Origin of the sequence: Escherichia sp. MOD1-EC6162, assembly GCF_002965125.1 — a bacterium.
Taxonomy (GTDB): domain Bacteria; phylum Pseudomonadota; class Gammaproteobacteria; order Enterobacterales; family Enterobacteriaceae; genus Escherichia; species Escherichia marmotae.
Map to the genome: position 1 here is coordinate 1 of NZ_PTSB01000026.1, position 17,774 is coordinate 17,774.

18 protein-coding genes are annotated in these 17,774 nt (G+C 51.5%); all 18 read left to right on the plus strand.

What is annotated here, in order from left to right:
* A partial coding sequence (amiB, locus tag A9587_RS18480; RefSeq protein WP_105281941.1) for an N-acetylmuramoyl-L-alanine amidase AmiB occupies positions 1-942 on the plus strand: 942 nt, incomplete at its 5' end.
* Between the two features lie 9 nt (positions 943-951).
* Positions 952-2,799 carry a DNA mismatch repair endonuclease MutL gene (mutL, locus tag A9587_RS18485; protein WP_105263714.1) on the plus strand — a complete coding sequence of 616 codons (1,848 nt, stop codon included), beginning with the start codon at positions 952-954 and terminating at the stop codon, positions 2,797-2,799.
* Positions 2,792-3,742, plus strand: a complete 951-nt coding sequence (gene miaA, locus A9587_RS18490; RefSeq protein ID WP_089621230.1) for a tRNA (adenosine(37)-N6)-dimethylallyltransferase MiaA — start codon at positions 2,792-2,794, stop codon at positions 3,740-3,742. Before mutL ends, miaA begins: the two co-directional genes overlap by 8 nt.
* An 85-nt stretch (positions 3,743-3,827) precedes the next feature.
* Positions 3,828-4,136, plus strand: a complete 309-nt coding sequence (gene hfq / locus A9587_RS18495; protein WP_001051887.1) for an RNA chaperone Hfq — start codon at positions 3,828-3,830, stop codon at positions 4,134-4,136.
* Between the two features lie 75 nt (positions 4,137-4,211).
* Positions 4,212-5,492, plus strand: coding sequence for a ribosome rescue GTPase HflX (gene hflX / locus A9587_RS18500; RefSeq protein WP_000460354.1), 1,281 nt, complete (start codon positions 4,212-4,214; stop codon positions 5,490-5,492).
* A gap of 86 nt (positions 5,493-5,578) precedes the next feature.
* A complete protein-coding gene (hflK, locus tag A9587_RS18505; RefSeq protein WP_000312488.1) occupies positions 5,579-6,838 on the plus strand; it encodes an FtsH protease activity modulator HflK in 1,260 nt (419 codons plus the stop codon).
* Between the two features lie 2 nt (positions 6,839-6,840).
* Entirely contained in the window at positions 6,841-7,845 is a 1,005-nt protein-coding gene (hflC, locus tag A9587_RS18510; RefSeq protein WP_105263713.1) for a protease modulator HflC, read from the plus strand.
* An 81-nt stretch (positions 7,846-7,926) separates the two neighbouring features.
* Positions 7,927-8,124, plus strand: a complete 198-nt coding sequence (locus A9587_RS18515) for a DUF2065 domain-containing protein (RefSeq protein WP_001089300.1) — start codon at positions 7,927-7,929, stop codon at positions 8,122-8,124.
* A gap of 103 nt (positions 8,125-8,227) precedes the next feature.
* Positions 8,228-9,526 carry an adenylosuccinate synthase gene (gene purA / locus A9587_RS18520; protein ID WP_000527967.1) on the plus strand — a complete coding sequence of 433 codons (1,299 nt, stop codon included), beginning with the start codon at positions 8,228-8,230 and terminating at the stop codon, positions 9,524-9,526.
* A gap of 206 nt (positions 9,527-9,732) precedes the next feature.
* Positions 9,733-10,158, plus strand: a complete 426-nt coding sequence (nsrR, locus tag A9587_RS18525; RefSeq protein ID WP_001177639.1) for a nitric oxide-sensing transcriptional repressor NsrR — start codon at positions 9,733-9,735, stop codon at positions 10,156-10,158.
* 38 nt (positions 10,159-10,196) lie between these two features.
* Positions 10,197-12,638: a ribonuclease R gene (gene rnr / locus A9587_RS18530; protein ID WP_105263712.1), complete on the plus strand. Its 2,442-nt coding sequence runs from the start codon at positions 10,197-10,199 to the stop codon at positions 12,636-12,638.
* A 179-nt stretch (positions 12,639-12,817) separates the two neighbouring features.
* Positions 12,818-13,549: a 23S rRNA (guanosine(2251)-2'-O)-methyltransferase RlmB gene (gene rlmB / locus A9587_RS18535; protein ID WP_001293269.1), complete on the plus strand. Its 732-nt coding sequence runs from the start codon at positions 12,818-12,820 to the stop codon at positions 13,547-13,549.
* Between the two features lie 126 nt (positions 13,550-13,675).
* Positions 13,676-14,077 carry a DUF2170 family protein gene (locus tag A9587_RS18540; RefSeq protein WP_000220117.1) on the plus strand — a complete coding sequence of 134 codons (402 nt, stop codon included), beginning with the start codon at positions 13,676-13,678 and terminating at the stop codon, positions 14,075-14,077.
* 18 nt (positions 14,078-14,095) lie between these two features.
* Entirely contained in the window at positions 14,096-14,794 is a 699-nt protein-coding gene (locus A9587_RS18545) for a PspA/IM30 family protein (RefSeq protein ID WP_000511941.1), read from the plus strand.
* A gap of 50 nt (positions 14,795-14,844) precedes the next feature.
* Positions 14,845-15,504 (plus strand): YjfK family protein, encoded by a 660-nt coding sequence (locus tag A9587_RS18550; RefSeq protein WP_001517627.1) that lies wholly within the window; start codon positions 14,845-14,847, stop codon positions 15,502-15,504.
* A 17-nt stretch (positions 15,505-15,521) separates the two neighbouring features.
* Positions 15,522-15,920: a DUF350 domain-containing protein gene (locus A9587_RS18555; protein WP_001517628.1), complete on the plus strand. Its 399-nt coding sequence runs from the start codon at positions 15,522-15,524 to the stop codon at positions 15,918-15,920.
* Between the two features lie 9 nt (positions 15,921-15,929).
* Positions 15,930-16,568: a DUF1190 domain-containing protein gene (locus A9587_RS18560; protein WP_105263711.1), complete on the plus strand. Its 639-nt coding sequence runs from the start codon at positions 15,930-15,932 to the stop codon at positions 16,566-16,568.
* A gap of 2 nt (positions 16,569-16,570) precedes the next feature.
* Entirely contained in the window at positions 16,571-17,734 is a 1,164-nt protein-coding gene (locus A9587_RS18565; protein WP_000943972.1) for a glutathionylspermidine synthase family protein, read from the plus strand.
* The last annotated feature ends 40 nt before the right edge of the window (positions 17,735-17,774 follow it).

Here is a 17,774-nt window from a genome sequence, read left to right on the forward strand (position 1 = left end):
CCCCCTCCGCCGCCTGTGGTTGCTAAACGCGTTGAAACACCTACGGTTGTCGCACCGCGCGTAAGTGAACCTGCGCGCAATCCGTTTAAAACTGAAAGCAACCGCACAACAGGTGTCATCAGCAGCAATACGGTAACGCGTCCGGCAGCGCGCGCGACGGCTAACACTGGCGATAAAATTGTCATCGCCATTGATGCCGGGCACGGCGGTCAGGACCCAGGCGCTATCGGCCCTGGCGGTACGCGGGAGAAAAATGTCACCATCGCCATCGCGCGTAAATTGCGTACTTTGCTCAATGCCGATCCGATGTTTAAGGGGGTTTTAACCCGCGATGGGGATTACTTTATTTCGGTGATGGGGCGTAGTGACGTCGCACGTAAGCAAAACGCCAATTTCCTCGTGTCGATTCACGCCGATGCCGCACCGAACCGCAGTGCCACCGGCGCCTCTGTATGGGTGCTCTCGAACCGTCGCGCAAACAGTGAAATGGCAAGCTGGCTGGAACAGCACGAGAAACAGTCAGAGTTGCTGGGCGGTGCTGGTGATGTGCTGGCAAACAGCCAGTCGGATCCGTACTTAAGCCAGGCTGTGCTGGATTTACAGTTCGGTCATTCCCAGCGGGTAGGGTATGATGTGGCGACCAGTATGATCAGCCAGTTACAACGCATTGGCGAAATTCATAAACGTCGACCAGAACACGCCAGCCTTGGCGTTCTGCGTTCGCCGGATATCCCGTCAGTACTGGTCGAAACCGGTTTTATCAGCAATAACAGCGAAGAGCGTTTGCTGGCGAGCGACGATTATCAACAGCAGTTGGCAGAAGCCATTTACAACGGCCTGCGCAATTATTTCCTTGCGCATCCGATGCAGTCTGCGCCGCAGGGCGCAACTGCGCAGACAGCCAGTACTGCCACGACGTCAGATCGCACGCTGCCAAACTAAGGATTATTGATGCCAATTCAGGTCTTACCGCCACAACTGGCGAACCAGATTGCCGCAGGTGAGGTGGTCGAGCGACCTGCGTCGGTAGTCAAAGAACTGGTGGAAAACAGCCTCGATGCGGGGGCGACGCGCATTGATATTGATATCGAACGTGGTGGGGCGAAACTTATCCGCATTCGTGATAACGGCTGCGGTATCAAAAAAGATGAACTGGCGCTGGCGCTGGCGCGTCATGCCACCAGTAAAATCGCCTCTCTGGACGATCTCGAAGCCATTATCAGCCTGGGCTTTCGCGGTGAGGCGTTGGCGAGTATCAGTTCGGTTTCCCGCCTGACACTCACTTCGCGCACCGCGGAACAGCAGGAAGCCTGGCAGGCTTATGCCGAAGGGCGTGATATGGATGTGACGGTTAAACCTGCTGCCCATCCGGTGGGAACGACGCTGGAAGTGTTGGATCTGTTCTACAACACCCCGGCGCGGCGCAAATTCATGCGCACCGAGAAAACGGAATTTAACCATATTGATGAGATTATCCGGCGTATTGCACTGGCGCGTTTCGATGTGACCATCAACCTGTCACATAACGGCAAAATCATGCGCCAGTACCGCGCGGTGCCGGAAGGCGGGCAAAAAGAGCGCCGTTTAGGGGCGATTTGTGGCACCGCTTTTCTCGAACATGCGCTGGCGATTGAATGGCAGCACGGTGACCTCACGCTGCACGGCTGGGTCGTAGATCCGACTCATACCACGCCCGCGCTGGCAGAAATTCAGTATTGCTACGTGAATGGGCGCATGATGCGCGATCGCCTGATCAATCACGCGATTCGCCAGGCCTGCGAAGATAAACTGGGGGCCGACCAACAACCGGCGTTTGTGTTGTATCTTGAGATCGACCCGCATCAGGTGGATGTTAACGTGCACCCTGCCAAACACGAAGTGCGTTTTCATCAGTCGCGCCTGGTGCATGATTTTATCTATCAGGGCGTGTTAAGCGTGCTGCAACAGCAACTGGAAACGCCTTTGCCGTTGGAGGGTAACGCTCAGCCAGCACCGCGTCCTGTACCAGAAAACCGCGTGGCAGCAGGGCGTAATCATTTCGCTGAACCGGCAGTTCGTGAGCCAGCAGCCCAGCGCTACTCTCCTGCTCCAGCAACAGGCAGCCGCCAGGCCGCTCCGTGGCCGAACGCACAGCCAGGCTACCAGAAACAGCAAGGCGAAGTGTATCGCCAGCTTTTGCAAACGCCTGCGCCAATGCACAAACCAAAAGCGTCAGAACCGCAGGAACTTACGCTGGCAGCGAATGGTCAAAGCTTTGGTCGGGTGCTGACTATCGTCCATTCTGACTGTGCGCTGCTGGAACGCGACGGCAAAATTTCACTTTTAGCCCTGCCGGTAGCGGAACGCTGGTTGCGTCAGGTGCAACTGACGCCGGGTGAATCGCCAGTTTGCGCCCAGCCGTTGCTTATTCCGTTGCGGCTAAAAGTCTCTGGCGAAGAAAAATCGGCATTAGAAAAAGCGCAGTCTGCACTGGCAGAGTTAGGCATTGAATATCAGTCCGATGCGCAGCATGTGACCATCAGGGCCGTGCCTTTACCCTTACGCCAACAAAATTTACAAATCTTGATTCCTGAACTGATAGGCTACCTGGCAAAGCAGTCCGTATTCGAACATGGCAATATTGCGCAGTGGATTGCACGAAATCTGACGAGCGAACATGCACAGTGGTCAATGGCACAAGCCATTACCCTACTGGCGGACGTAGAACGGTTATGTCCTCAGCTTGTGAAAACGCCGCCGAGTGGTCTGTTACAATCTGTTGATTTACATCCGGCGATAAAAGCCCTGAAAGATGAGTGATATCAGTAAGGCGAGCCTGCCTAAGGCAATTTTTTTGATGGGGCCAACGGCCTCCGGTAAAACGGCGCTGGCTATTGAGCTGCGTAAAATTTTACCAGTAGAGTTGATAAGCGTTGATTCTGCCCTTATTTACAAAGGGATGGATATCGGGACGGCGAAGCCGAACGCTGAAGAGTTACTCGCCGCGCCGCACCGATTGCTGGATATTCGCGATCCGTCGCAGGCTTATTCGGCTGCTGATTTTCGCCGCGATGCGCTGGTGGAAATGGCCGATATCACCGCGGCGGGGCGGATCCCGCTGTTGGTAGGCGGTACGATGTTGTATTTCAAGGCGTTACTGGAAGGGTTGTCGCCGCTACCGTCGGCGGACCCGGAAGTACGGGCCAGAATTGAGCAACAGGCGGCAGAGCAAGGTTGGGAGTCATTGCACCGTCAACTTCAGGAGATCGATCCGGTTGCGGCAGCAAGGATTCATCCAAATGATCCACAAAGGCTTTCCCGGGCACTGGAAGTTTTTTTCATTTCGGGTAAAACTTTAACGGAACTGACGCAAACGTCAGGAGACGCTCTACCGTATCAGGTGCATCAGTTCGCCATCGCCCCGGCGAGCCGTGAACTGCTCCATCAACGAATTGAGCAGCGTTTTCATCAGATGTTGGCTTCAGGTTTTGAAGCAGAAGTCCGGGCGCTTTTTGCCCGAGGAGATTTGCATACGGATTTGCCTTCCATTCGTTGCGTGGGTTATCGCCAGATGTGGTCTTACCTTGAAGGCGAAATCTCATACGATGAAATGGTTTATCGAGGTGTTTGCGCCACGAGACAGTTGGCGAAGCGGCAAATAACCTGGCTACGTGGTTGGGAAGGGGTTCACTGGCTTGACAGTGAAAAACCAGAACAGGCGCGTGACGAAGTATTACAGGTTGTTGGTGCTATCGCAGGCTGAATGTGTACAATTGAGACGTATCGTGCGCAATTTTTTCAGAATCGAAAGGTTCAAAGTACAAATAAGCATATAAGGAAAAGAGAGAATGGCTAAGGGGCAATCTTTACAAGATCCGTTCCTGAACGCACTGCGTCGGGAACGTGTTCCAGTTTCTATTTATTTGGTGAATGGTATTAAGCTGCAAGGACAAATCGAGTCTTTTGATCAGTTCGTGATCCTGTTGAAAAACACGGTCAGCCAGATGGTTTATAAGCACGCGATTTCTACTGTTGTCCCGTCTCGCCCGGTTTCTCATCACAGTAACAACGCCGGTGGCAGTACCAGCAGTAACTACCATCATGGTAGCAGCGCGCAGAATACTTCCGCGCAACAGGACAGCGAAGAAACCGAATAAGGTTTTGGGCTGTTTTTTTACACGGGGAGCCAGCGATCCTGCGTTCCCCGCTGATCTATTTAGAGGGTTATACGCTTGTTTGACCGTTATGATGCTGGTGAGCAGGCGGTGCTGGTACACATCTATTTTACGCAAGACAAAGATATGGAAGACCTCCAGGAGTTTGAATCTCTGGTCTCTTCCGCCGGTGTCGAAGCATTGCAGGTGATTACCGGTAGCCGTAAAGCGCCGCACCCAAAGTATTTTGTTGGTGAAGGTAAAGCCGTTGAAATTGCGGAAGCCGTAAAAGCGACGGGTGCTTCGGTCGTTCTTTTTGACCATGCACTGAGTCCGGCGCAGGAGCGTAACCTGGAGCGTTTGTGCGAATGTCGTGTTATCGACCGCACTGGTCTTATTTTAGATATTTTCGCCCAACGTGCACGTACTCATGAGGGTAAGTTGCAGGTTGAGCTGGCGCAGTTGCGCCATCTGGCCACGCGCCTGGTGCGTGGTTGGACCCACCTTGAAAGACAGAAAGGCGGGATCGGTTTGCGTGGGCCGGGCGAAACCCAGCTCGAAACCGACCGTCGTTTGTTGCGTAATCGCATTGTGCAGATACAGTCGCGCCTGGAAAAAGTTGAAAAGCAGCGTGAGCAGGGGCGGCAATCGCGCATCAAAGCCGACGTTCCTACAGTTTCGCTGGTGGGATATACCAACGCCGGTAAATCTACCCTTTTCAATCGCATCACCGAAGCACGGGTTTATGCGGCAGACCAGTTGTTTGCCACCCTCGACCCTACGTTGCGGCGTATTGACGTCGCGGATGTCGGTGAAACCGTACTGGCGGATACCGTAGGGTTCATTCGCCACTTGCCGCACGATCTGGTGGCGGCGTTTAAAGCCACGTTGCAAGAGACGCGGCAAGCCACATTGCTGCTGCACGTCATTGATGCGGCAGATGTGCGCGTACAGGAGAACATCGAAGCGGTGAATACGGTTCTTGAAGAGATCGATGCTCACGAGATCCCAACCCTGCTGGTGATGAACAAGATCGATATGCTGGACGATTTCGAACCGCGTATTGATCGAGATGAAGAGAACAAACCGATTCGTGTCTGGCTTTCCGCGCAGACCGGAGCGGGGATACCACAGCTTTTTCAGGCTTTGACGGAGCGGCTTTCCGGTGAGGTGGCGCAGCATACATTGCGTTTGCCGCCGCAGGAAGGGCGTCTGAGAAGCCGTTTTTATCAGCTTCAGGCAATAGAAAAAGAGTGGATGGAGGAGGACGGCAGCGTAAGTCTGCAAGTTCGTATGCCGATCATTGACTGGCGTCGCCTCTGTAAACAAGAACCGGCGTTGATCGATTACCTGATCTAACCGGCAAAGCGTCTGAAGCGTGGAGTCATATCCTCTGGCGTCGAAAGACAACAGGGATCACCGCATAACAAATATGGAGCACAAACATGGCGTGGAATCAGCCCGGTAATAACGGACAAGACCGCGACCCGTGGGGAAGCAGCAAACCTGGCGGCAACTCTGAGGGAAATGGAAACAAAGGCGGTCGTGATCAAGGGCCACCTGATTTAGATGATATCTTCCGCAAACTGAGCAAAAAGCTCGGTGGACTGGGCGGCGGCAAAGGCACTGGATCTGGCGGTGGTAGTTCATCGCAAGGTCCGCGCCCGCAGCTTGGCGGTCGTGTCGTTACCATCGCAGCGGCAGCGATTGTCATTATCTGGGCGGCCAGTGGTTTCTACACCATTAAAGAAGCCGAACGTGGCGTGGTAACACGCTTTGGTAAATTCAGCCATCTGGTTGAGCCGGGTCTGAACTGGAAACCGACGTTTATCGACGAAGTCAAACCGGTGAACGTAGAAGCCGTGCGTGAACTGGCTGCTTCCGGTGTGATGCTGACATCGGACGAGAACGTGGTGCGCGTTGAGATGAACGTGCAGTACCGCGTCACTAATCCGGAAAAATACCTGTATAGCGTGACCAGCCCGGATGACAGTCTGCGTCAGGCTACCGACAGCGCCCTGCGTGGAGTTATCGGTAAATACACCATGGACCGCATTCTGACGGAAGGTCGTACTGTGATTCGTAGCGATACCCAGCGCGAACTGGAAGAGACGATTCGTCCGTATGACATGGGTATCACGCTGCTGGACGTCAACTTCCAGGCCGCTCGTCCGCCGGAAGAAGTAAAAGCCGCGTTTGACGATGCGATTGCTGCGCGTGAAAACGAACAGCAATACATTCGTGAAGCAGAGGCGTATACCAACGAAGTTCAGCCGCGTGCGAACGGTCAGGCGCAACGTATCCTCGAAGAGGCGCGTGCGTACAAGGCTCAGACTATCCTGGAAGCCCAGGGTGAAGTGGCGCGCTTTGCTAAACTTCTGCCGGAATATAAAGCCGCGCCGGAAATTACTCGCGAGCGTCTGTATATCGAGACGATGGAAAAAGTGTTGGGTAACACCCGCAAAGTGCTGGTTAACGATAAAGGTGGCAACCTGATGGTTCTGCCGTTAGACCAGATGCTGAAAGGCGGCAACGCGCCTGCGGCGAAGAGCGACAACGGTGCCAGCAACTTGCTGCGTCTGCCGCCAGCCTCTTCCTCCACAACCAGTGGAGCAAGCAACACGTCGTCCACCAGTCAGGGCGATATTATGGACCAACGCCGCGCCAACGCGCAGCGTAACGACTACCAGCGTCAGGGGGAATAACGATGCGTAAGTCAGTTATCGCGATTATCATCATCGTGCTGGTAGTGCTTTACATGTCTGTCTTTGTCGTCAAAGAAGGTGAGCGCGGTATTACGCTGCGTTTTGGTAAGGTACTGCGTGACGATGACAACAAACCTCTGGTTTATGAACCGGGTCTGCATTTCAAGATACCGTTCATTGAAACAGTGAAAATGCTCGACGCGCGTATTCAGACCATGGACAACCAGGCAGACCGCTTTGTGACCAAAGAGAAGAAAGACCTGATCGTCGACTCTTACATCAAATGGCGCATCAGCGATTTCAGCCGTTACTACCTGGCAACGGGCGGCGGCGATATTTCGCAAGCAGAAGTGCTGCTGAAACGTAAGTTCTCTGACCGTCTGCGTTCTGAAATTGGTCGTCTGGATGTGAAAGACATCGTCACTGATTCTCGTGGTCGTCTGACCCTTGAAGTGCGTGACGCGCTGAACTCTGGTTCTGCGGGGACGGAAGATGAAGTGTCTACGCCTGCGGCAGATAACGCTATCGCAGAAGCCGCTGAACGTGTAACGGCAGAGACTAAGGGCAAGGTTCCGGTCATCAACCCGAACAGTATGGCTGCGCTGGGTATTGAAGTTGTCGATGTGCGTATCAAGCAGATCAACCTGCCGACCGAAGTGTCTGAAGCGATTTACAACCGTATGCGCGCCGAGCGTGAAGCGGTAGCGCGTCGTCACCGTTCACAAGGTCAGGAAGAAGCGGAAAAACTGCGCGCGACTGCCGACTATGAAGTGACCAGAACGCTGGCAGAAGCAGAGCGTCAGGGCCGTATCATGCGCGGTGAAGGCGATGCTGAAGCTGCCAAGCTGTTTGCAGACGCATTCAGCAAGGATCCAGACTTCTATGCGTTCATTCGTAGCCTGCGTGCTTATGAGAACAGTTTCTCTGGCAATCAGGACGTGATGGTCATGAGCCCGGACAGCGATTTCTTCCGCTACATGAAGACGCCGAGCTCCACGACGCGTTAAGATAACGACCGCGGTACAGGTAAATAAAGCCACCGCATCCTCAGGGATGTCGGTGGTTTTCTTTTTCTATAAGGATAATGAATGAATTCGACAATCTGGCTGGCGCTTGCTCTGGTTTTGGTGCTGGAAGGTTTAGGGCCGATGCTTTACCCACAGGCGTGGAAGAAGATGATTTCTGCAATGACTAATTTACCCGATAATATTTTACGTCGTTTTGGCGGTGGACTTGTGGTTGCGGGCGTTGTGGTCTACTACATGTTGAGGAAAACGATTGGCTGAGCAAAAAATAGACTGACTAAGGTCATTTTTGGATGCAAAAAGTGCTGTAACTCTGAAAAAGCGATGGTAGAATCCATTTTTAAGCAAACGGTGATTTTGAAAAATGGGTAACAACGTCGTCGTACTGGGCACCCAATGGGGTGACGAAGGTAAAGGTAAGATCGTCGATCTTCTGACTGAACGGGCTAAATATGTTGTACGCTACCAGGGCGGTCACAACGCAGGCCATACTCTCGTAATCAACGGTGAAAAAACCGTTCTCCATCTTATTCCATCAGGTATTCTTCGCGAGAATGTAACCAGCATCATCGGTAACGGTGTTGTGCTGTCTCCGGCTGCGCTGATGAAAGAGATGAAAGAACTGGAAGACCGTGGCATCCCCGTTCGTGAGCGTCTGCTGTTGTCTGAAGCATGTCCGCTGATCCTTGATTATCACGTGGCGCTGGATAACGCACGTGAGAAAGCGCGTGGTGCGAAAGCGATCGGCACCACGGGTCGTGGTATCGGGCCGGCCTACGAAGATAAAGTAGCACGTCGCGGTTTGCGTGTTGGCGACCTTTTCGACAAAGAAACCTTCGCTGAAAAACTGAAAGAAGTGATGGAATATCACAACTTCCAGTTGGTTAACTACTACAAAGTTGAAGCGGTTGATTACCAGAAAGTTCTGGATGATGTGATGGCGGTTGCTGACATCCTGACTTCTATGGTGGTTGACGTTTCTGACCTGCTCGACCAGGCGCGTCAACGTGGCGATTTCGTCATGTTCGAAGGTGCGCAGGGTACGCTGCTGGATATCGACCACGGTACTTATCCGTACGTAACTTCTTCCAACACCACTGCGGGTGGCGTGGCGACCGGTTCCGGCCTGGGGCCGCGTTATGTTGATTACGTTCTGGGTATCCTCAAAGCTTACTCCACTCGCGTTGGCGCAGGTCCGTTCCCGACTGAACTGTTTGATGAAACCGGCGAGTTCCTCTGCAAGCAGGGTAACGAATTTGGCGCGACAACGGGTCGTCGCCGTCGTACCGGCTGGTTGGACACCGTTGCTGTTCGTCGTGCGGTACAGTTGAACTCTCTGTCTGGCTTCTGCCTGACCAAACTGGACGTTCTGGACGGCCTGAAAGAGGTGAAACTCTGCGTGGCCTACCGTATGCCGGATGGTCGCGAAGTGACCACCACTCCGCTGGCAGCAGACGACTGGAAAGGCGTTGAGCCGATTTACGAAACCATGCCGGGTTGGTCTGAATCCACCTTTGGCGTGAAAGATCGTAGCGGTCTGCCGCAGGCAGCGCTGAACTACATCAAGCGTATTGAAGAGCTGACCGGTGTGCCGATCGATATCATCTCTACTGGTCCGGATCGTACTGAAACCATGATTCTGCGCGACCCGTTCGACGCGTAATTCTGGTACGCCCGGCAGATCTTTTGCCTGCCGGGCTAGCAGTGTGATACATTACTGTGCCGGGTAAGCCATTACGCTATCCGACACAGTGTTAAATCCTCGCTTTTTTCCTTCCCCAAACTGAAATAAATTAGCGACACAGCTTGTGGCTGGTTTATCATCAATGTAAATGTATTTTTTCCCGCTTTCCCTTTTTTGAGGTTGATGTGCAGTTAACGAGTTTCACTGATTACGGATTACGCGCGCTGATCTACATGGCATCATTGCCAGAAGGGCGGATGACCAGCATTTCTGAAGTGACTGACGTCTACGGCGTTTCCCGTAATCATATGGTCAAAATAATCAATCAACTTAGTCGTGCCGGCTACGTGACTGCTGTTCGTGGAAAAAATGGCGGCATTCGCCTGGGTAAACCGGCGAGTGCTATACGTATTGGTGATGTGGTGCGCGAGCTGGAACCCTTATCGTTGGTGAATTGCAGCAGTGAGTTTTGCCACATCACACCTGCCTGTCGGTTGAAACAGGCACTTTCAAAGGCCGTGCAAAGTTTTCTTACGGAACTGGATAACTACACGCTTGCCGATTTGGTTGAAGAGAATCAACCGCTTTATAAATTATTGCTGGTGGAGTGACGAAAATCTTCATCAGAGATGACAACGGAGGAACCGAGATGTCACAAGATCCTTTCCAGGAACGCGAAGCTGAAAAATACGCGAATCCCATCCCTAGTCGGGAATTTATCCTCGAACATTTAACCAAACGTGAAAAACCGGCCAGCCGTGATGAGCTGGCGGTAGAGCTGCACATTGAAGGCGAAGAGCAGCTTGAAGGCCTGCGTCGTCGCCTGCGCGCGATGGAGCGCGACGGTCAACTGGTCTTCACTCGCCGTCAGTGCTATGCGCTGCCGGAACGTCTCGATCTGGTGAAAGGTACTGTTATTGGCCACCGTGATGGCTACGGCTTTCTGCGGGTTGAAGGGCGTAAAGATGATTTGTATCTTTCCAGCGAGCAGATGAAAACCTGCATTCATGGCGATCAGGTTCTGGCGCAACCGCTTGGTGCTGACCGTAAAGGCCGCCGTGAAGCGCGTATTGTCCGCGTACTGGTGCCAAAAACGAGCCAGATTGTGGGTCGTTACTTTACCGAAGCGGGCGTCGGCTTTGTGGTTCCTGACGACAGCCGTTTGAGCTTCGATATCTTAATCCCACCTGATCAGATCATGGGCGCACGTATGGGCTTTGTCGTTGTTGTCGAACTGACTCAACGCCCGACACGTCGTACCAAAGCGGTGGGTAAAATCGTCGAAGTACTTGGCGACAATATGGGCACCGGCATGGCGGTTGATATCGCCCTGCGCACCCATGAAATTCCGTACATCTGGCCGCAGGCTGTTGAGCAACAGGTTGCCGGGCTGAAAGAAGAAGTGCCGGAAGAGGCAAAAGCAGACCGTGTCGATCTGCGTGATTTACCGTTGGTCACCATTGATGGCGAAGACGCCCGTGACTTTGACGATGCGGTTTACTGCGAGAAGAAACGCGGCGGTGGCTGGCGTTTATGGGTCGCAATTGCCGACGTCAGTTACTATGTGCGTCCACCAACACCGCTGGACAGAGAAGCACGTAACCGCGGTACGTCGGTCTACTTCCCGTCGCAGGTTATCCCGATGCTGCCGGAAGTACTCTCTAACGGCCTGTGCTCGCTCAATCCGCAGGTAGACCGCCTGTGTATGGTGTGCGAGATGACCATTTCGTCGAAAGGTCGCCTGACCGGCTATAAATTCTACGAAGCGGTGATGAGCTCTCATGCGCGTCTGACTTACACCAAAGTTTGGCATATTCTGCAGGGCGATCAGGAACTGCGTGAACAATACGCGCCGCTGGTTAAGCATCTCGAAGAGCTGCATAACCTCTATAAAGTGCTGGATAAAGCCCGCGAAGAGCGCGGTGGGATCTCGTTTGAGAGTGAAGAAGCGAAGTTTATTTTCAACGCTGAACGTCGTATTGAACGTATCGAACAGACTCAGCGTAACGACGCGCACAAATTAATTGAAGAGTGTATGATTCTGGCGAATATCTCGGCGGCACGTTTCGTTGAGAAAGCGAAAGAACCGGCATTGTTCCGTATTCACGACAAGCCGAGCACCGAAGCGATTACCTCTTTCCGTTCAGTGCTGGCGGAACTGGGGCTGGAATTGCCGGGTGGTAACAAGCCAGAACCGCGCGACTACGCAGAACTGCTGGAGTCGGTTGCCGACCGTCCTGACGCAGAAATGCTACAAACCATGCTGCTGCGCTCAATGAAACAGGCGATTTACGATCCGGAAAACCGCGGTCACTTTGGTCTGGCATTGCAGTCTTATGCCCACTTTACCTCACCGATTCGTCGTTATCCTGACCTGACGCTGCATCGTGCCATTAAGTATCTGTTGGCGAAAGAGCAGGGGCATCAGGGGAACACGACTGAAACCGGTGGCTACCATTATTCAATGGAAGAGATGCTGCAACTGGGTCAGCACTGTTCGATGGCGGAACGTCGTGCCGATGAAGCAACGCGTGATGTGGCAGACTGGCTGAAGTGTGACTTTATGCTCGACCAGGTGGGCAACGTCTTTAAAGGCGTAATTTCCAGCGTCACTGGATTCGGTTTCTTTGTTCGCCTGGATGATCTGTTTATTGATGGCCTGGTCCACGTTTCTTCGCTGGATAACGACTACTATCGCTTTGATCAGGTTGGTCAACGTCTGATGGGGGAATCCAGCGGCCAGACTTATCGCCTGGGCGACCGCGTGGAAGTTCGCGTCGAAGCGGTTAATATGGACGAGCGCAAGATCGACTTTAGCCTGATCTCCAGCGAACGCGCGCCACGCAACGTCGGTAAAACGGCGCGCGAGAAAGCGAAAAAAGGTGATGCAGGTAAAAAAGCCGGTAAGCGTCGTCAGGTGGGCAAAAAGGTAAACTTTGAGCCAGACAGTGCTTTCCGTGGTGAGAAAAAAGCGAAGCCGAAAGCGGCGAAAAAAGACGCGAGAAAAGCGAAAAAGCCATCGGCTAAAACGCAGAAAATAGCTGCAGCGACCAAAGCGAAGCGTGCAGCGAAGAAAAAAGTAGCTGAGTGATCAAAACCCTCTTCAAAAAGAAGAGGGTCAGATTGCTGACAAAGTGCGCTTTGTTCATGCCGGATGCGGCGTGAACGCCTTATCAGGCCTACATAATCACGCAAATTCAATATATTGCAGAATCATGTAGGCCTGATAAGCGTAGCGTATCAGGCAAAACGTTAACAACGAGTACATTAATGAGCGAAATGATTTACGGCATCCACGCAGTGCAGGCCCTGCTGGAGCGCGCCCCTGAACGTTTTCAGGAAGTCTTTATTTTAAAAGGCCGTGAAGATAAACGTCTGTTACCGCTGATTCACGCCCTCGAATCTCATGGCGTGGTTATCCAGTTGGCAAATCGTCAATATCTCGACGAGAAAAGCGACGGTGCCGTGCATCAGGGCATTATCGCCCGCGTGAAGCCTGGACGTCAGTATCAGGAAAGCGATCTGCCGGATCTGATCGCTTCGCTCGAACAACCGTTCCTGCTGATCCTCGACGGCGTTACCGATCCACACAACCTCGGTGCGTGCCTGCGTAGCGCAGACGCCGCTGGCGTTCATGCGGTGATTGTACCGAAAGATCGTTCCGCTCAACTCAATGCAACGGCGAAAAAAGTGGCCTGTGGCGCGGCAGAAAGCGTTCCTCTGATTCGGGTGACTAACCTGGCGCGCACCATGCGTATGTTGCAGGAAGAGAATATCTGGATCGTTGGTACGGCGGGTGAAGCGGATCATACTCTCTATCAGAGCAAAATGACCGGGCGTCTGGCACTGGTGATGGGCGCGGAAGGTGAAGGCATGCGTCGCCTGACCCGTGAACATTGCGATGAGTTGATCAGCATCCCGATGGCAGGAAGCGTTTCTTCCCTGAACGTTTCGGTAGCGACCGGCATTTGTTTATTTGAAGCAGTACGCCAGCGTAGCTAATTCCTCTGAATTATGAAAAACCATCCATATTTGGATGGTTTTTTTTTACCTGGAGCTGGTAAGATAATTACGTGCTACAAATATTCATATTATTAATATTTTAACTTAATCACTATGGAATAATATATGACATGGAATCCGTTGGCGCTGGCGACGGCGCTGCAAACTGTACCTGAACAAAATATTGATATAACAAATAATGAAAACGCATTAATTATTAAAATGAATGATTATGGCGATTTGCAAATCAATATTCTTTTTACTTCCCGCCAGATGATTATCGAAACATTTATTTGCCCGGTAAGTTGTATCAGTAATCCAGATGAATTTAATACCTTCTTATTAAGAAATCAGAAGATTATGCCACTGTCATCGGTAGGGATCTCCAGTGTGGAGCAGGAAGAGTATTACATTGTTTTTGGTGCATTATCGCTTAACTCTTCCCTTGATGATCTCCTGCTGGAGATAACCACGCTGGTAGATAATGCATTGGATTTAGCTGAAATTACTGAAGAATATTCATATTAATCACGAAGACAGGTATTTATGGGGATTTTAAAAAGTTTATTTACATTAGGTAAGTCTTTTATTTCACAGGCGGAAGAATCCATTGAAGAAAACCAGGGTGTGCGGATGCTGGAACAACATATTCGCGACGCCAAAGCTGAACTGGATAAAGCCGGAAAATCACGCGTCGATCTGCTGGCGCGAGTGAAATTAAGTAACGATAAACTGAAAGATTTACGTGAGCGTAAAGCCACTCTGGAAGCCCGTGCGCTGGAAGCATTAAGTAAGAACGTCAACCCGTCGTTGATTAACGAAGTCGCTGAAGAAATCGCGCGCCTTGAGAATCTCATTACCGCTGAAGAGCAAGTGTTGTCGAATCTTGAAGTCTCCCGTGATGGTGTGGAAAAAGCGGTAACGGCAACGGCACAGCGTATTGCTCAATTTGAGCAACAGATGGAAGTCGTTAAGGCCACTGAAGCCATGCAGCGTGCGCAACAGGCAGTAACGACCTCTACCGTTGGAGCATCTTCCAGCGTCTCTACAGCGGCTGAATCCTTAAAACGCCTGCAAGCGCGTCAGGCCGAACGTCAGGCACGGCTGGATGCTGCTGCACAACTGGAGAAAGTGGCAGACGGCCGCGATCTCGACGAAAAACTGGCGGAAGCGGGGATTGGTGGAGTTAACAAAAGCAGTGCTCAGGATGTGCTGGCAAGGCTGCAACGCCAACAGGGTGAGTAATTTTTTTGCCAGCCTCACTAAAAGGCTGGCAGCTATTTTAAGGGTAAAATATGTCTGGTTTTTTCCAGCGCCTGTTTGGCAATGATGATAAGCCTGCAGTCGCTCGTGGTCCGCTGGGGTTGCATCTCCATAATGGTTTTACGCTCGATACGTTAGCGTTTCGTTTACTGGAAGATGAATTACTGATTGCGTTACCGGGGGAAGAATACACTGTAGCTGCAGCCAGTCGCATCGATCTGGGGGGCGGTAGTCAGATATTCCGTTACTACACTTCCGGTGATGAATTCCTGCAAATCAATACCACTGGCGGCGAAGACATTGATGACATTGATGATATCAAGCTCTTTGTCTATGAAGAGAGTTACGGTATCAGCAAAGAGAGCCACTGGCGCGAGGCAATTAATGCCAAAGCAATGGGGATGATGACCTTAAACTGGCAGGAAAAACGCTGGCAGCGATTTTTTAATAGCGAAGAACCAGGTAATATTGAGCCGGTCTACATGCTGGAAAAAATAGAAAATCAAAACCATACCAAATGGGAAGTGCATAACTTTATGATGGGTTACCAGCGACAGGTGACCGAAGATACTTACGAATATTTGCTGTTAAATGGTGAGGAATCCTTTAACGAACTCGGTGAACCGGAGTGGTTATTTTCGCGTGCGCTGGGTGTCGATATCCCACTAACATCACTTCATATTATTGGTTAATTACAGGGAAGTTTATAATGCATATTCTTGATTCACTCCTTGCTTTTAGCGCCTATTTTTTTATTGGCGTGGCTATGGTGATTATCTTTCTGTTTATTTATTCCAAAATTACTCCGCATAATGAATGGCAGTTAATCAAAAACAATAATATCGCGGCGTCACTGGCGTTCAGCGGGACATTGCTGGGTTATGTTATTCCATTATCCAGTGCGGCAATCAATGCGGTGAGTATTCCTGATTATTTTGCCTGGGGTGGGATCGCACTGGTGATTCAATTACTCGTTTTTTCTGGCGTCAGACTTTATATACCCGCATTAAGCGACAAAATTATTAATCACAATACCGCCGCAGGAATGTTTATGGGAACCGCCGCGCTGGCTGGTGGTATTTTTAACGCAGCTTGTATGACATGGTAATGGACGATCATGGCCAGAAAACGCAAATCAAGAAATAGCAGTAAACCAGCTCACGGAGCCATCAGCCGTATTAATCGACCGAATAATCCCTTCGCGCCGCAGCGAAATCGCTACGCACATAAATACTTAACGTTGGCGCTAATGGGGGGAGCCGCTTTTTTCGTATTGAAAAGTTGTGGCGATAGTGGCGATGTCGATAACGACGGCGACGGAACGTTTTACTCGACAGTGCAGGATTGCATTGATGACGGTAATAATTCAGATATCTGTGCTCATGGCTGGAACAACGCCAAAGCGGCATTTTATGCCGATGTTCCGAAGAATATGACTCAGCAGAATTGTCAGTCTAAGTACGAAAATTGCTATTACGACAACGTCGAACAGAGTTGGATCCCGGTCATTTCTGGATTTTTATTAAGTCGGGTTATTCGTAAAGATCGCGATGAGCAGTTTGTTTATAACAGTGGCGGCTCCTCTTATGCTTCGCGCCCCGTCTGGCGCAACACTTCCGGTGATTACTCCTGGCGCTCCGGTTCTGGCAAAAAAGAGTCTTACTCTTCGGGCGGCTTTACCACCAGAAAAGCATCAACCGTTTCTCGCGGCGGCTATGGTCGTTCTTCCAGCGCCCGTGGGCATTGGGGAGGCTAATCATGCTGAGACACAACGTTCCTGTGCGGCGGGATCTGGATCAGATCGCTGCCGATAACGGATTTGACTTTCATATCATCGACAATGAAATCTATTGGGATGAGAGTCGTGCTTATCGCTTTACCCTGCGGCAGATTGAAGAGCAGATCGAAAAACCGACTGCGGAACTGCATCAGATGTGCCTTGAGGTGGTGGATCGTGCGGTTAAAAATGAAGAGATCCTGACGCAACTGGCGATCCCCCCGCTGTACTGGGATGTAATTGCTGAAAGCTGGCGCGCGCGCGATCCTTCGCTGTATGGCCGTATGGATTTTGCCTGGTGTGGTAATGCGCCGGTGAAGTTGCTGGAGTACAACGCCGATACGCCGACCTCGCTGTATGAATCGGCTTATTTTCAGTGGTTGTGGCTGGAAGATGCCCGGCGCAGCGGCATTATTCCGCGTGACGCTGATCAGTACAATGTCATTCAGGAGCGTCTGATTTCGCGCTTTAGCGAGATTTATAGCCGTGAACCGTTTTATTTTTGTTGCTGTCAGGATACCGACGAAGACAGGACTACCGTGCTGTACTTGCAGGACTGCGCCCAGCAGGCAGGACAGGAATCGCGGTTTATCTATATTGAAGATCTCGGCCTGGGCGTCGGCGGTGTGCTGACCGATCTCGATGATAACGTCATCCAGCGTGCGTTTAAGCTGTATCCGCTGGAGTGGATGATGCGTGACGATAACGGCCCGCTGCTGCGCAAGCGTCGTGAGCAATGGGTGGAACCGTTATGGAAAAGTATCTTGAGCAACAAAGGGTTAATGCCGCTATTGTGGCGCTTTTTCCCTGGTCATCCTAATCTTCTGGCATCCTGGTTTGAGGGCGAGAAACCGCAGATTGCTGCGGGCGAAAGCTACGTGCGTAAACCGATCTACTCACGGGAAGGCGGTAACGTCACCATTTTTGACGGTCAGAACAATGTCGTTGACCATGCTGAGGGTGATTACGCCGATGAACCGATGATCTACCAGGCTTTTCAGCCTTTGCCGCGCTTTGGCGATAGCTACACATTGATTGGTAGCTGGATTGTCGATGATGAAGCGTGCGGTATGGGGATTCGCGAAGATAACACGCTGATCACTAAAGATACTTCGCGTTTTGTTCCGCATTACATTGCGGGTTAAGAATGTTTTAGCAATCTCTTTCTGTCAGGAATCCGTGGCA

Excerpts from the sequence above, each read along its gene's own strand:
- mutL (WP_105263714.1), top strand. The coding sequence starts at position 952 with ATGCCAATTCAGGTCTTACCGCCACAACTGGCGAACCAGATTGCCGCA.
- miaA (WP_089621230.1), top strand. The coding sequence starts at position 2,792 with ATGAGTGATATCAGTAAGGCGAGCCTGCCTAAGGCAATTTTTTTGATG.
- hfq (WP_001051887.1), top strand. The coding sequence starts at position 3,828 with ATGGCTAAGGGGCAATCTTTACAAGATCCGTTCCTGAACGCACTGCGT.
- hflK (WP_000312488.1), top strand. The coding sequence starts at position 5,579 with ATGGCGTGGAATCAGCCCGGTAATAACGGACAAGACCGCGACCCGTGG.
- hflC (WP_105263713.1), top strand. The coding sequence starts at position 6,841 with ATGCGTAAGTCAGTTATCGCGATTATCATCATCGTGCTGGTAGTGCTT.
- A9587_RS18515 (WP_001089300.1), top strand. The coding sequence starts at position 7,927 with ATGAATTCGACAATCTGGCTGGCGCTTGCTCTGGTTTTGGTGCTGGAA.
- purA (WP_000527967.1), top strand. The coding sequence starts at position 8,228 with ATGGGTAACAACGTCGTCGTACTGGGCACCCAATGGGGTGACGAAGGT.
- rnr (WP_105263712.1), top strand. The coding sequence starts at position 10,197 with ATGTCACAAGATCCTTTCCAGGAACGCGAAGCTGAAAAATACGCGAAT.
- rlmB (WP_001293269.1), top strand. The coding sequence starts at position 12,818 with ATGAGCGAAATGATTTACGGCATCCACGCAGTGCAGGCCCTGCTGGAG.
- A9587_RS18540 (WP_000220117.1), top strand. The coding sequence starts at position 13,676 with ATGACATGGAATCCGTTGGCGCTGGCGACGGCGCTGCAAACTGTACCT.
- A9587_RS18545 (WP_000511941.1), top strand. The coding sequence starts at position 14,096 with ATGGGGATTTTAAAAAGTTTATTTACATTAGGTAAGTCTTTTATTTCA.
- A9587_RS18550 (WP_001517627.1), top strand. The coding sequence starts at position 14,845 with ATGTCTGGTTTTTTCCAGCGCCTGTTTGGCAATGATGATAAGCCTGCA.
- A9587_RS18555 (WP_001517628.1), top strand. The coding sequence starts at position 15,522 with ATGCATATTCTTGATTCACTCCTTGCTTTTAGCGCCTATTTTTTTATT.
- A9587_RS18560 (WP_105263711.1), top strand. The coding sequence starts at position 15,930 with ATGGCCAGAAAACGCAAATCAAGAAATAGCAGTAAACCAGCTCACGGA.
- A9587_RS18565 (WP_000943972.1), top strand. The coding sequence starts at position 16,571 with ATGCTGAGACACAACGTTCCTGTGCGGCGGGATCTGGATCAGATCGCT.